Below are 12820 nucleotides of genomic sequence, written 5' to 3'. Positions count from 1 at the left end.
AAAGACTCCAGTCTCAATCCAATATCTCGCATGTTATTTCACCCTACTCTTTCAGTGAATTATTCTGCGTATATCAGTAAACGAGATAAGTTATTATGGGCAATTGAACAGTATTAAGGTTGATATTTAGGAAAACGCTTACTTCCGCAATTAATCAGATTAAATCTTTCCCCGGTATAATATTAAGATAAATCTTACCCATTGTTACCCTACTGTCGGTAGAGTAATTTATAATTAAAGACCTGCTGACGTTTGTGATAACTGAGATCTCAACATGCCAACTTCGGATACCGAAAACTCTCGCTACTCATCACTGCTGGCCGGGCTTGGCTGGCTGGAACATGCTTTCCTGCCCGCAGGAGTAGCGCCGCCGGATAACAGTGCTTTCGCGCATCAACGCCATAGCGCGGTGATCGTGCAGGATGAGCAGGCGTTCCCGGCCAAAAGCTGTGATGCCGATGGAGTAATTGGTGTTACCACTCGCCCGGTAGCGGTTTACACTGCTGATTGTCTGCCGGTTCTGATTGCCGATGATCGGATGCATCACGTTGCTGCGGTACATGCCGGGCTAAAAGGTGCGTTGGCCGGTGTACTGTTCAGCGCCGTCGATCAACTGCTGGCACTCGGTGCCCGTAGCGACAGCCTGCATATTGCGATCGGTCCGGCTATCGGCCCGTGCTGCTATGAACTCGGCCACGATCTGGTGGATGAGATGCAAAACAATGCGCTACTGCAGCAAACACCGCCGTGGCAACAGCAGCAACCGCGTAATCAGCGGGCAGTACGGCCGCAGGCGCTGGCACATCATCAAGGCATCTGGTTTAATCTGCCGGGCTTAGCCAGCCAAATGCTGCAACAGCGTGGAATTCCGGCCGCGCAGATAGAGATACTGGAAGTTTGTACCTACTGTATGGCCGAGCGGCGCTCCAGCTATCGTCGTAACACTCACTTTTCCGACGGTTATGCCTCGCGCTACTCATGGATTCAACGCTGCAATTGAGCCACTTGTCATGGATAGATATCTTTTTAACGTCCTTTCTCCCTGCCCTATTCAAATTTTCGATCCTGCTCATCGAATAAACAAAACTCATACCTTTATAACGATTTTATGGCAGACAAAGCCGTATCAGCCCCCTAACGTGGTAGCAACGATAAACATCGTTATCAATATAAACAATTGTTTTAAAAATAAAAAATTATAAAATCGCATCACGTATTGGCGTTAAGGATCTGCACTGCAGTTTGTGCAACGTGGAAAAAATTTTAACCCGATCACGTATTAATAAAAAAAATTGAGAGCGTACCCTATGAGCAACCACGAAATTGTCGACGTAAAGGAGTGGATCGATTCCCGTCCGATATCCGGCTACCAATGGCTGGTATTGGCCCTCTGCTTCATCATCATCATGTTTGATGGCTACGATGCGGCAGTGATGGGATTCATCGCCCCGGCGCTAATTGAGGACTGGGGAATGTCCCGCGCCGAAATGGGCCCGATTCTGGGATGCGCGATGTTTGGCGTGGCGCTTGGCGCACTGATTGCCGGCCCCTGGTCCGATCGTTTTGGCCGCAAGCGCGTCCTGCTACTGTCAATAGCCTGCTTCGCCAGCTTTAGCCTTCTTAGCGCCTTTGCCCGCTCACCAATGGAGATGGCGCTACTGCGCTTTCTGACCGGTTTAGGGCTGGGTGCAGTGATGCCCAACTGTGTGACGCTGGTTTCTGAATATATGCCGGAGCGTCGCCGCAGCCTGATGATCACGCTGATGTACAGCGGCTTTAATATCGGATCAGGGCTGGGCGGATTTATCGCCGCCGGAATGCTGCCGAACTATGGCTGGAAAGCCGTACTCTGTTTTGGCGGCATTATTCCGTTAATGATGCTGCCACTGCTGGTGTGGATTCTGCCGGAATCAGCGATGTATATGGTGGTACGCAACAGCCCGCGGGAAAAAATTGCTGCCGCACTGACGCGACTCGGTGGACAGTTTAAAGCCAGCACCGCTTTTGTGCTTAACGCGCCGGTAATCCCGAAACAAGCACCGGTGCTGCAGCTGTTCAGCCGTGGCTACGCCCGCGGAACCGTGGTGCTGTGGACCACCTATTTTATGGGTTTATTTGTCATCTATCTGTTGAATGGCTGGTTACCGACCATTATGCGCACCGGCGGCGTGTCGCTGGAACGTGCGGCTATCGTTGCGGGCTTATTCCAGCTGGGCGGCACCGTCGGTGGCCTGTTAGTCGGCAGCCTGATGGATCGCCTGCAGGCAAAATATGTGATTGGCAGTTTTTATTTCCTCGGCTGCTGCAGCTTGCTGTCACAAGGCATTTTTGGTTTCGGTCCGGAAGTGCTGGCTCTGTTAGTGTTCTTCAGCGGCGTATGCATTAACGGCGCGCAAACCGGTTTGCAGGCGTTCTCCCCTGCTTATTATCCAACAGAAATGCGCGCTACCGGCGTGTGCTGGATGCACGGCATCGGCCGCAGCGGCGCGATTCTCAGTTCCTCGCTTGGCGGCGTGCTGCTTGGCGTTTTCCCGGGTCAGACAAGCATCTTTATCATTTTGTCACTCCCGGCTTTACTGGCAGCGATCGTGATCACCCGTCATCAAAAAGCGCGCGTTCAGCAGCAGATGAAAGGGATCGATCTCAACGATCTTCCTGCGCTCTCGCGCACCATGAATAATCGATAAGTGAAGTAAGAGGTCAACAATGGCAAAAATCATCGGCGGTCTGGCGGTTTCGCATACCCCTACAATCGGCTTCGCAGTCGATCATAACAAGCAGCAAGAGAGCGCATGGGCACCCATTTTCGACGGCTTCGCCCCGATGCAGCGCTGGCTGGAAGAGAAAAAACCTGACGTGCTGCTGTATGTATTTAACGATCACGTCACCTCGTTTTTCTTCGATCACTACTCGGCGTTTGTGTTGGGGATCGACGATAGCTATGCCGTCGCCGACGAAGGCGGTGGCGCACGCGACTTACCCCCGATTAAAGGCCACGCTGCGCTGTCTCAGCACATTGGCGCCAGCCTGATGGCGGACGAATTTGATATGTCGTTCTTCCAGGATAAGCCGCTGGATCACGGCCTGTTTTCACCTTTATCCGCACTGATGCCGTGTCAGGATGGCTGGCCAACCACCGTGGTACCGCTACAGGTTGGCGTGCTGCAATTCCCAATCCCCAGCGCACGCCGCTGCTATAAGCTTGGTCAGGCGCTGCGTCGCGCGGTAGAAAGCTTTCCGGAAGATCTGAAAGTGGCGGTAATCGCCACCGGTGGCGTGTCACATCAGGTACACGGCGAGCGCTGCGGCTTTAACAATCCGGAATGGGATGCGCAGTTTATCGATATGCTGGTCAACGATCCGGAGCGTCTTACCGAAATGACGCTGGCCGAATATGCCACCCTGGGCGGCATGGAGGGCGCAGAAATAATTATGTGGTTAGTGATGCGCGGCGCGCTATCGGCGAACGTTGAAAAGCTGCATGAAGCTTATTATCTGCCGTCCATGACCGGTATCGCCACGCTGATTCTGGAAAACCAGGCACGTGAAGCACCGGTCGATGTCCACCAGCGTCAGCGTGATAAAATCAACGCCCAGCTTGATGGCGTGGATAAATTACCCGGCACCTATCCGTTTACCCATGCGCGTAGCCTGAAAGCTATCCGCATTAACCGCTTCCTGCACCGGATGATCCAGCCGGCCTGGCGTGAACGCTTCCGCAGCGAACCGAAGGCGCTGTATGCCGAAGCCGGGCTGACCGCTGAAGAGCAACAGTTGCTGGATAGTCTCGACTGGCGCGGAATGATTCACTATGGCGTCAGCTTCTTCTTACTGGAGAAACTCGGAGCAGTAGTGGGCGTTTCCAACCTGCATATCTACTCGGCGATGCGCGGCGTTTCGCTGGAAGAATTTCAGAAAACGCGTAATCAGCAGGTGCTGTATTCCGTCGCAGGGAAATCAGCCTGATGAGTATTTCACTGCAACCAATTATCGACTGCCATCACCATGTCTTCGATCCGGCACATTTTCCCTACGCGCCAGAGAGCGGATACCATCCGGACGGTCATGAGCTGGCAACGCCAGCTTATTATCAGGCGGTAATGGAAGCCTATAACATTCAGCACTCGCTGATTGTTGGCCCGACATCGGCGTATAACACCGACAACCGCTGCCTGCTGGATACGCTGAAACAGGGCAACGGCAAGTTTAAAGGTATTGCGGTTACCCCTTTCGATATCGACAGTGACCGGCTGGCGACGTTAAAAGCGCAGGGCATTGTTGGTATTGCCTTTAATGTAGCGATGCTCGGCATCGAACCGTTTTTAAAACTTGATGGACTGATGGCGCGGCTGGCCGATCTTGATCTGTACGCCCAAATCCAGGTGCAGGACGATCAGCTGTTGGCACTTATGCCGCTGCTGCAACGCAGCCGTACCCGCTTGTTGATCGACCATTCCGGACGGCCGGACGTCACTGCCGGTGTGCAGCAACCGGCTTTCCAGGCGTTATTGTCGCTGGCCGACGATGGCCGCAGCGCGGTAAAACTTTCCGGGCTGGCGAAGTTTTCCCGTCAGGCCTGGCCTTATCGCGATGGTCATCCTTACCTGCTGGCGCTGCTGAAAGCTTTTGGTGCAGAAAACTGCATGTGGGGTTCCGACTGGCCGTTTCTGCGCGCCAGCGAGCGGATGGATATCGGCACGCAGCTACTGCTGCTGGAGAAGCTATTCCCCGATGAGCAAACCCGCCGTCAGATTTTATGGCATACGCCGCAGCGCCTGTTTGGCTTTGGACTTTAAGGAGAAAAGATGAAAACGATTTATGTGCTGAATGGACCGAATCTTAATTTGCTCGGTACTCGCGAGCCGGAAACTTACGGCTCGGACACGCTGGCAACTATCGAGGAGCTGTGCCGCACCACCGCCGCGCAGCTGGATGTGGCGATTGAGTTTCGCCAGACCAATCACGAAGGCGAAATGATCGACTGGATTCAGCAGTCACGCCTGGATGGCCACGCGCTGGTGATCAATCCCGCCGCCTGGACTCATACTTCGGTTGCCATTCGCGATGCGGTCACTGCTGTCGCGCTGCCGCTTTACGAAGTGCATATCACCAACGTGCATAAGCGCGAGCCATTCCGCCATCACTCATTTTTGTCCGATGTCGCAAAAGGGGTGATTTGCGGTTATGGCATTCGCGGCTATCAGTATGCATTAATGGAAGCGGCGCGATAATCTCCGGGATTCAGATGCTTAAGTACGGGCGCTTAATCCGCGCCCGCCACCTCACGTAAATAACCGATCAGTGCTTCGGCCGCCGGAGAGTGCAGACATCCGGCGCGAAAAGTCAGCCCTATTGCCCGTCCGGTATCCGGCAATGTCACCGACAACGGCACCAGTTGGCCGGACGCCATCTCATATTCCAGCTGATGCGCCGACACCGCCGCCAGCATATCGGAATTCAACAGCAATCCGCGCAACAGCGCCAGATCGCCGGTCTCTACCACCGGATCCGGTGCCGGAATGCCCATCGCCAGGAAGCAGTTATTCAGCAGACGACGCGCAGGCGTTGCCGAGCGCGGCAGCACCCAGCGCGCACTGCGTAAATCCTGATTTTCGACTTTGCGCTGCGCCAGTGGATGATCGTGACGCGCGAGAATCACCATATCCTCCGCAAACAGGGTTTCGCTGGTCACATCCGCCGCATAGTCACTGCCGCGCAGTGCCCCAAAAATAAAGTCGATATCTCCGGCGCGCATCTCACTGGCCAGCGCCCCAAAAGCACTTTCATTGGTCACCACTTTGACGCCCGGATAGCGCGAAGTCAGCGCAACAATGGCCTGCGGCAGCAGACGGGTACGCCCAAGCGGCAGCGCGCCGACCCGTACTGTCCCTTCCAGCACGCCACGGCGCGCGGCAATATCTGCCGGAATATGGCGTAATTCATTAAGCGCACGACGAATATTGGCTTCGATCTCCTGCCCGGCCAGCGACGGCATCATGCCGTGCGGCGTGCGCTCCAGCAGCGCCACGCCTGCGCCATTCTCCAGCACCTTCAGCGCCGCACTGATCGCCGGCTGGCTCAGCCCCAGCAGCGTTGCCACCGTCTGCATGTGATGTGCCTGGCACAGCATCACAAAGATTTGCAGACGACGGACGTTAAACAGATACAGCGGTTCGGTATCCAGCCGGCTGGAACTGCTTTTGCCCAGCAGTTTCGCCAGCAGCTGTGGAATCTGATGCAGCTCCGCAATGGCACGATGGGCACGCGGCAAGACACATTTACCGAAGTCGGTCAGCATCATGCCCCCGGCGTGACGCTCGAACAGCGGCACCGCCAAAGTGAGTTCCAGATCACGAATTGAACGGGTAATTGCCGATTGCGTGCGGAATAATTCATCGGCCGCACGTGACACACTTCCCTGAGCAACAACCTGACTGAACGCCCTGATTTGCATAAGATTTATCAGGTCGTGCGTGCTGTTATCCTGCATGTTTATCCCCGCTAAATTCAGTGCTGTTGATAGGGGAATATAAATAAAACGCATACCTGCTGCAATCAAATGAATTATCGCCTTCTCAGCCAGAGTGACAGCATGGAAAAAAACAGCGAAGGAATTCGATCATGACTGAGAACACTACCAAAAAAACCGCATTGGTTGTCAGCGCCCACTCCGCTGACTTCGTCTGGCGTTCAGGCGGCGCGATTGCTTTGCATAGCGCCCAGGGCTATGACGTGCATGTTGTCTGTCTTTCATTCGGCGAACGCGGCGAGTCAGCCAAGCTGTGGCGTAAAGGCAGTAGCATGACCGAAGAGCAGGTAAAAGCCTCACGCCGTGAGGAAGCCCATGCTGCTGCCGATATCCTCGGTGCCAGCATTGAATTTTTCGATCTTGGTGACTATCCGCTGCGTGCCGATAAAGAGACGCTGTTCCGCCTCGCCGATGTCTATCGCCGCGTTCAGCCTCACTTTGTGCTGACCCACTCGCTACAGGATCCCTACAACTACGATCACCCGATGGCGACCAATCTGGCGCAGGAAGCACGGATTATCGCGCAGGCCGAAGGCTATCGCCCAGGCGAACCGATTATTGGCGCGCCACCGGTTTACTGCTTTGAGCCGCACCAGCCGGAACAGTGCAACTGGAAGCCTGATGTGCTGCTGGATATCACTGAGGTATGGGACAAAAAATATCAGGCGATTCAGTGCATGGCCGGTCAGGAACATCTGTGGGAATACTACACGCGCGTCGCTCAGCAGCGTGGCGTGCAGGCCAAGCGTAATGTCGGCATCACCAGCAGCCGCAATATTGTTTACGGCGAAGGTTATCAGAGCATCTTCCCACGGGTAACAGGAGATCTGGCATGAGCATCATCGGCAAAAAAGGCGTAGTGGTGCGCAATATTCGCCGTGCCGCTTCGCAGGATGTTGATGCGCTGGCCGAATTCGGCGTTGCAACAGTGCATGAAGCGCAGGGCCGCCACGGACTGCTGGATGCGGCCATTCGCCCGATTCAACGCGACTGCGGCATTGCCGGTAGCGCGGTGACGGTGTTGGTCGCGCCCGGCGATAACTGGATGTTCCACGTCGCGGTTGAACAGTGTCAGCCGGGCGATATCCTGGTCGTTGCGCCAACGTCACCGTGTATTGACGGCTTTTTTGGCGATCTGCTGGCGACCTCATTGCAGTCGCGTGGCGTGCGCGGATTAGTCGGCGATCTCGGTATTCGCGACAGCCGCACCCTGCGTGAAATGGGCTTTGCCGTCTGGTCACGTGCGGTCTACGCACAGGGCACGGTCAAAGAGACCATCGGTTCTGTCAACGTCCCGGTAGTGTGCGCCGGTCAGCTGGTCTGGCCGGGCGATGTGGTGGTCGCTGATGACGATGGCGTGGTTATCGTACAGCGCGAGCAAGCCAGCCAGGTGGTGGCGGCCAGCCGTCAGCGCGCCGATGCGGAAGAAGGCAAACGCGCCCGAATGGCACGTGGAGAACTGGGGCTGGATATCTACAATATGCGTCCACGGCTGGCCGAGAAAGGGCTGCGCTACGTCGACAGCTTCGAACAGCTGGAGGAGTAATATGCGCCAGCGCCGAATCCCCTGTCTGTTGATGCGCGGCGGCACCTCAAAAGCCGCCTGCTTCCTCGCCCGCGATCTGCCCGACGATCCGGCGCTGCGCGATCGGGTGCTGCTGGCGGTGATGGGATCGCCCGATCCGCGCCAGATCGACGGCATCGGCGGAGCCGATCCACTAACCAGCAAAGTGGCGATCGTTCAGGCATCACAGCGTGAAGATGCGGATGTCGATTATCTGTTCGCCCAGGTCAACGTCAATCAGGCCCTGGTCGATTACGGCCAGAACTGCGGCAATATACTGGCTGCGGTCGGCCCTTTTGCCATTGAACGCGGGCTGGTTGCCGCCCGTGCCGGCACCACCCCGGTGCGTATCTTTATGCAGAACACCGGGCAGATCGCTGAAGCGCAGATCCCGACGCCGGACGGCGAGATCGACTATGACGGCGATTTGCAGATCGACGGCGTACCCGGCAGTGCGGCACAGGTAGTACTGAATTTTCAGGATATCGCCGGATCGAGCTGCGGCGCGCTGCTGCCTACCGGTCATCCGCAGGATCGCTTTGATGACATTGCAGTAACCTGTATTGATAACGGTATGCCCGTGGTGTTAGTTCGTGCGGCGGACGTGGGCCGCAGCGGTTTTGAAAGCCGCGAACAGCTGGATAACGACAGCGAACTCAAGCAGCGGCTGGAATCGATTCGACTTCAGGCCGGGCCAAAAATGAATCTGGGTGATGTCAGCCAGCGCACGGTGCCAAAAATGACGCTGATCGCCGAGCCGCGTGACGGTGGCGCCATTACCAGCCGCACTTTTATACCTCATCGATGCCATGCCTCGATTGGCGTGCTGGGTGCGGTCAGCGTCGCCACTGCCTGTCTGATTCCCGGCAGCGTGGCGCAGGGGCTGGCACGCACCGCATCAGGCCAGCAGCAACGCCTGAGTGTTGAACACCCGAGCGGTGAATTCAGCGTATTGCTGACGCTGGATAATCAACAGCAGATCGTCGGCTGTGGACTGTTGCGCAGCGCACGCGCGCTGTTTGACGGTAACGTGCAAATCCCAGGTGATATCTGGCGATCAACTGAGACGAACTCTGGAGAAAACGATGACTGACATTACCATTATCGGTTTCGGCGAAGCAGGCGGCATTCTGGCGCAGGATCTGGCGTCAGACCATCATGTCACCGTCTGGGACAGCAAACTGTTAACCGACCTAAACCACGCGATGCACAGCAAGGCACAGCAGATCGGCGTACGTGCCGCCACGTCACTGGCCGATGCGCTGAACGGGGCTGCGCTGATATTTTCTGTCGTCACCGCCGCCAATGCGTTGACGCTGGCGCAGCAGGCTGCCCCGCTGCTGAAACCGCAGCAAACCTTTTTCGACCTTAACTCCGTTGCGCCAAACACCAAACGTGCCGCAGCAGAAATTATTGAAAGCTACGGCGCTCACTATATTGATGTCGCGGTAATGGCACCGGTGCCGCCAAAACGGCTGGCAACACCGCTGCTGCTCGGCGGGCCGGACGCTGAGCGCTGCACTGCACTGCTGAATGGACTGGGGTTGAATGCACGGTTTCGCAGCACCGAAGTAGGTGAAGCCTCCGCCATTAAAATGTGCCGCAGCATTATGATCAAAGGGCTGGAAGCGCTGACTACCGAATGTCTGAGCGCAGCACGACAGTATGGCGTCGAACAGGCGGTGCTGGATTCGCTGCACGCCAGTTTTCCTTCGCTCGGCTGGGATGATGCCTTTCCACACTATCTGATCAGTCGGGTGGCGGAGCACGGCAAACGCCGCGCCGAAGAGATGCAGGAAGTGGTGAAGACGCTGCATGACGTCAATGTACCCGCTGCCATGAGCCAGGCAACGGTTGCAACGCAGCAGGGACTGGTCGATGCACTGGCACAACGGGAGTTGCAGTATGCCGAGCTGACGCCATTCGTCTGGCAACAGATGTTGGATAAAATTTACGCAAAGGCATGAAAAGCATCAATAAAGGTATGAGTTTTATTTATATCACATTGTTAACATCCTGATAACGTCGTAGCGTAACGTACATAAATAGATAGCGGGCTAATTAAAATTAGCCCTGACAACAGACCCTTTCTTTATTGCTACTGGAAATTAACACCATGAAATTGCTTGCCCCATTCGCCCTTGCGCTGCTGGCGCTCAGTGCTGGCTATGCCAGTGCCGCTCAACTTAACAATGCTCAGGCTAATCAGGTGATTGCCAGCGTCAAAGACAACCTCAGCAGCCAAAAAAGCGTCGGCTGCGTGGCCGTCGTCGACGCCAGCGGTACGCTGATGGCATTCCAGCGTTTTGACGGCGCACCGCTCGGCTGTGTAGAGGCTTCGATTGGTAAAGCCCGCACATCTGCGCTTTATCGCGCTCCCTCACTGAAATTTATGCAACGTCTGCAAAGCGGCGAAACAACTGTGCTGGCGATACCGCATGCGGTGGCGCTCGGTGGCGGTTTCCCGTTAACCCTCAATGGTGAAGTGGTCGGCGCCGTCGGCGTCAGTACACCAAAACAGGAATTGGATAATCAGTCGTCTGAAGCTGCGGCTCAGTCACTGAAATAATAACACCACTCACTTACAGGAAGTTCCATGGTTACCCTTACACGCCGCCGGCTATTAGCCGGAACGGCGGGCCTTTTGGTGGCTGGCGCGCTGCATAATCTGCTGCCGCTTAGCCAGGCTTTTGCTGCGCCACCGCTGGCCTCTGCCGTTAATATGCCCGAACATTTTCTCGCCCTCTCTACGCAGCTGACCGGCATTGAGCAGCCCGATGCCCTGCTGTCACAGCGTTTATACAGCTGGCTTTATCAGCAATTTCCGCAACTTGACCAGCAGATTGATCGTCTGTCGACGCTGCTGAATCAGCAGCAGGAAAGCGAGGGCGCAGCGCTGCTGTCGCTGCTTGCCAGCCAGCCTCAGCCGCTGCGCGAACTTTATCAGGCGCTGGTCTCCGGCTGGTATCTCGGCGTGGTCGGTGAGAGCAAACCGCAATGCATTGCCTTTGAAAATATCGTCAGTTACGCACTAGTGCGTGATTCACTGACGCCGCCAAGTTATGCCCCTGGTGAGCCCAATTTCTGGACGCAACCGCCACATAAGGAGACAGGGAAAAATGTCTGATGCTTTACATGCCGATGTGGTAGTAATTGGTGCCGGTATTGCCGGTTCACTGGCCGCGCTGAAAATGGCCAAAGCGGGTGTATCCGTGTTGATGCTGGAGTCCGGCCCGGAAATCAAACGTGATGAAGCGGTAGAGTACTTTCGAAATTCACCGTTTAAAGGCGACTTTACCGAACCCTATCCGCCAGAGCCGTGGGCGCCACAGCCAAAATTTGTGCCGAAAGATAATAACTACCTGATCCAGAAAGGCCCGGATGCCTATCGCGCTCAGTATCTGCGCGGCATCGGCGGCACCACCTGGCACTGGGCGGGTCAGGCTTTCCGCCTGTTACCGAACGATATGAAAATTCACTCGCTGTACGGCATTGGCCGTGACTGGCCGATCTCTTATGCCGATCTGGAGCCTTACTATTGCGACGCGGAATACCAGATGGGCGTTTCAGGTGATGACGATTTACAGTCACCGCGCTCGCGTCCTTATCCGATTCCGGGGATTCCGCTGCCGTATGGTTTTGAACGCATTAAACAGCGCGTGGCGGGTCTCGGTTACGATGTGGGCATTGGTCCGCAGGCGCGTAACAGCATCCCTTACGACGGTCGTCCAGCCTGCTGCGGCAATAATAACTGTATGCCGGTATGCCCGATTGATGCGCAGTATCACGGTGGGATTTCCGCGCGTAAAGCGCTGGATGCCGGCGTAAAAATCGTCGCCAATGCGGTGGTGTATCGCATTGAAGCCGACGATAGCGGCACCATTCAGGCGGTGCATTATCTTGACCGCAATAAAGTCAGCCACCGCGTTACCGGCAAACGCTTTGTACTGACCGCCAACGGTATTGAAAGCCCGAAAATCCTGCTGCTTTCGACCAGCGATCGCTTCCCGAACGGTATTGCCAACAGCTCAGGCATGGTGGGCCGCAATCTGATGGATCACCCTGGTTCTTCCGTCGAGTTTTATGCCGATGAACCGGTATGGTTTGGCCGTGGGCCGATGCGTCCGGGCAGCATCAATAATCTACGCGACGGCGACTTCCGTGCAGACCGATCGGCGCTGCGTATCGATCTCGCAAATACCTCACCGGTGCGTTATCTCACCGAACGCCTGATTCGTCAGGGTTACTACGGCAAGGCGCTTAACGAAAAACTGGCTTATCAGTCAGAGCGTTACGTGCTGCTGAAATGCCTGCTGGAGATGCTGCCGGAGCCGGAAAACCGCGTAACGTTAAGCAAAACCGAGAAAGATGCCTGGGGTATCCCAAAGCTGGAAGTCTGGTACAAATTCCCGGAATACGTGCATCGCGGCTACGACCAGTCAATGCTCGATTTCCAGCGTATCGTCAAGCAGATGGGCGGCAGCGAAGCGGTTTACAGCAAGCGCGGCGTTTATGACAACAATCAGCATATTACCGGCACCATGATCATGGGCAGCGATCCACGTGACTCGGTGGTCGACGGCAACTGTCGCACCCACGACCACGAAAACCTGTTTATCGCCGGCACCGGCATTATGCCATCCGCCTCCACCGTGAACTCGACGCTGACCGGCACCGCTCTGGCGCTGCGGATGGCCGACAGCGTGCTGAAAAGCTTGTAAGGGAGA

The 12820-nt window shown here is 55.8% G+C and carries 13 protein-coding genes; 12 read left to right on the top strand and 1 reads right to left on the bottom strand.

The window, feature by feature from the left end; translation table 11 throughout:
* Positions 1-274 precede the first annotated feature (274 nt).
* The 5 genes from ACP3TC_RS02210 to aroQ all read left to right on the top strand — a co-directional run bounded on the left by ACP3TC_RS02210 (position 275) and on the right by aroQ (position 5231).
* A complete protein-coding gene (locus ACP3TC_RS02210) occupies positions 275-1000 on the top strand; it encodes a polyphenol oxidase family protein (RefSeq protein WP_426817424.1) in 726 nt (241 codons plus the stop codon).
* A 307-nt stretch (positions 1001-1307) separates the two neighbouring features.
* Complete coding sequence (locus ACP3TC_RS02205; protein WP_313853861.1) at positions 1308-2687, top strand: MFS transporter; 1380 nt, start codon at positions 1308-1310, stop codon at positions 2685-2687.
* A 19-nt stretch (positions 2688-2706) separates the two neighbouring features.
* Positions 2707-3966, top strand: a complete 1260-nt coding sequence (locus tag ACP3TC_RS02200; protein WP_426817423.1) for a gallate dioxygenase — start codon at positions 2707-2709, stop codon at positions 3964-3966.
* 5 nt (positions 3967-3971) lie between these two features.
* A complete protein-coding gene (locus ACP3TC_RS02195) occupies positions 3972-4796 on the top strand; it encodes an amidohydrolase family protein (RefSeq protein WP_313857812.1) in 825 nt (274 codons plus the stop codon).
* Positions 4797-4805: 9 nt separating this feature from the next.
* Complete coding sequence (gene aroQ / locus ACP3TC_RS02190) at positions 4806-5231, top strand: type II 3-dehydroquinate dehydratase (protein WP_052902855.1); 426 nt, start codon at positions 4806-4808, stop codon at positions 5229-5231.
* A 32-nt stretch (positions 5232-5263) separates the two neighbouring features.
* Here aroQ and ACP3TC_RS02185 read toward each other — a convergent pair whose 3' ends face one another.
* Positions 5264-6490: a LysR family transcriptional regulator gene (locus ACP3TC_RS02185; RefSeq protein ID WP_426817422.1), complete on the bottom strand. Its 1227-nt coding sequence runs from the start codon at positions 6488-6490 to the stop codon at positions 5264-5266.
* Positions 6491-6621: 131 nt separating this feature from the next.
* Here ACP3TC_RS02185 and galB point away from each other — a divergent pair, with 131 nt between their 5' ends.
* The 7 genes from galB to ACP3TC_RS02150 all read left to right on the top strand — a co-directional run bounded on the left by galB (position 6622) and on the right by ACP3TC_RS02150 (position 12814).
* Positions 6622-7365: a 4-oxalmesaconate hydratase gene (gene galB / locus ACP3TC_RS02180; RefSeq protein ID WP_313853865.1), complete on the top strand. Its 744-nt coding sequence runs from the start codon at positions 6622-6624 to the stop codon at positions 7363-7365.
* Positions 7362-8075 (top strand): 4-carboxy-4-hydroxy-2-oxoadipate aldolase/oxaloacetate decarboxylase, encoded by a 714-nt coding sequence (locus ACP3TC_RS02175; protein ID WP_426817421.1) that lies wholly within the window; start codon positions 7362-7364, stop codon positions 8073-8075. Before galB ends, ACP3TC_RS02175 begins: the two co-directional genes overlap by 4 nt.
* A 1-nt stretch (position 8076) precedes the next feature.
* Positions 8077-9186: a 4-oxalomesaconate tautomerase gene (locus ACP3TC_RS02170; RefSeq protein WP_313853868.1), complete on the top strand. Its 1110-nt coding sequence runs from the start codon at positions 8077-8079 to the stop codon at positions 9184-9186.
* Positions 9179-10060, top strand: coding sequence for a DUF1932 domain-containing protein (locus ACP3TC_RS02165; RefSeq protein ID WP_426817420.1), 882 nt, complete (start codon positions 9179-9181; stop codon positions 10058-10060). The genes ACP3TC_RS02170 and ACP3TC_RS02165 overlap by 8 nt, the downstream gene beginning before the upstream one ends.
* Positions 10061-10209: 149 nt before the next feature.
* The gene (locus ACP3TC_RS02160) at positions 10210-10662 is read left to right on the top strand and encodes a GlcG/HbpS family heme-binding protein (protein WP_313853871.1); all 453 of its coding nucleotides are present in this window, start codon (positions 10210-10212) and stop codon (positions 10660-10662) included.
* Positions 10663-10689: 27 nt separating this feature from the next.
* Positions 10690-11220 (top strand): sugar dehydrogenase complex small subunit, encoded by a 531-nt coding sequence (locus tag ACP3TC_RS02155; protein WP_313853872.1) that lies wholly within the window; start codon positions 10690-10692, stop codon positions 11218-11220.
* Positions 11213-12814 carry a GMC family oxidoreductase gene (locus ACP3TC_RS02150; RefSeq protein ID WP_313853873.1) on the top strand — a complete coding sequence of 534 codons (1602 nt, stop codon included), beginning with the start codon at positions 11213-11215 and terminating at the stop codon, positions 12812-12814. Before ACP3TC_RS02155 ends, ACP3TC_RS02150 begins: the two co-directional genes overlap by 8 nt.
* The last annotated feature ends 6 nt before the right edge of the window (positions 12815-12820 follow it).

The sequence above is a fragment of the Winslowiella sp. 2C04 genome (genome assembly GCF_050037805.1).
Classification (GTDB): Bacteria; Pseudomonadota; Gammaproteobacteria; order Enterobacterales; family Enterobacteriaceae; genus Erwinia; species Erwinia toletana_A.
Note: the sequence above shows the minus strand (reverse complement) of the source record. Positions and strands in the feature narration are given on the sequence as shown.

Bases quoted from the DNA above. Each gene is read 5' to 3' on its own strand.
- ACP3TC_RS02170 (WP_313853868.1), top strand. From the start codon at position 8,077: ATGCGCCAGCGCCGAATCCCCTGTCTGTTGATGCGCGGCGGCACCTCA.
- ACP3TC_RS02200 (WP_426817423.1), top strand. From the start codon at position 2,707: ATGGCAAAAATCATCGGCGGTCTGGCGGTTTCGCATACCCCTACAATC.
- galB (WP_313853865.1), top strand. From the start codon at position 6,622: ATGACTGAGAACACTACCAAAAAAACCGCATTGGTTGTCAGCGCCCAC.
- ACP3TC_RS02155 (WP_313853872.1), top strand. From the start codon at position 10,690: ATGGTTACCCTTACACGCCGCCGGCTATTAGCCGGAACGGCGGGCCTT.
- ACP3TC_RS02160 (WP_313853871.1), top strand. From the start codon at position 10,210: ATGAAATTGCTTGCCCCATTCGCCCTTGCGCTGCTGGCGCTCAGTGCT.
- ACP3TC_RS02150 (WP_313853873.1), top strand. From the start codon at position 11,213: ATGTCTGATGCTTTACATGCCGATGTGGTAGTAATTGGTGCCGGTATT.
- ACP3TC_RS02175 (WP_426817421.1), top strand. From the start codon at position 7,362: ATGAGCATCATCGGCAAAAAAGGCGTAGTGGTGCGCAATATTCGCCGT.
- ACP3TC_RS02165 (WP_426817420.1), top strand. From the start codon at position 9,179: ATGACTGACATTACCATTATCGGTTTCGGCGAAGCAGGCGGCATTCTG.
- ACP3TC_RS02210 (WP_426817424.1), top strand. From the start codon at position 275: ATGCCAACTTCGGATACCGAAAACTCTCGCTACTCATCACTGCTGGCC.
- ACP3TC_RS02205 (WP_313853861.1), top strand. From the start codon at position 1,308: ATGAGCAACCACGAAATTGTCGACGTAAAGGAGTGGATCGATTCCCGT.
- aroQ (WP_052902855.1), top strand. From the start codon at position 4,806: ATGAAAACGATTTATGTGCTGAATGGACCGAATCTTAATTTGCTCGGT.
- ACP3TC_RS02185 (WP_426817422.1), bottom strand. From the start codon at position 6,490: ATGCAGGATAACAGCACGCACGACCTGATAAATCTTATGCAAATCAGG.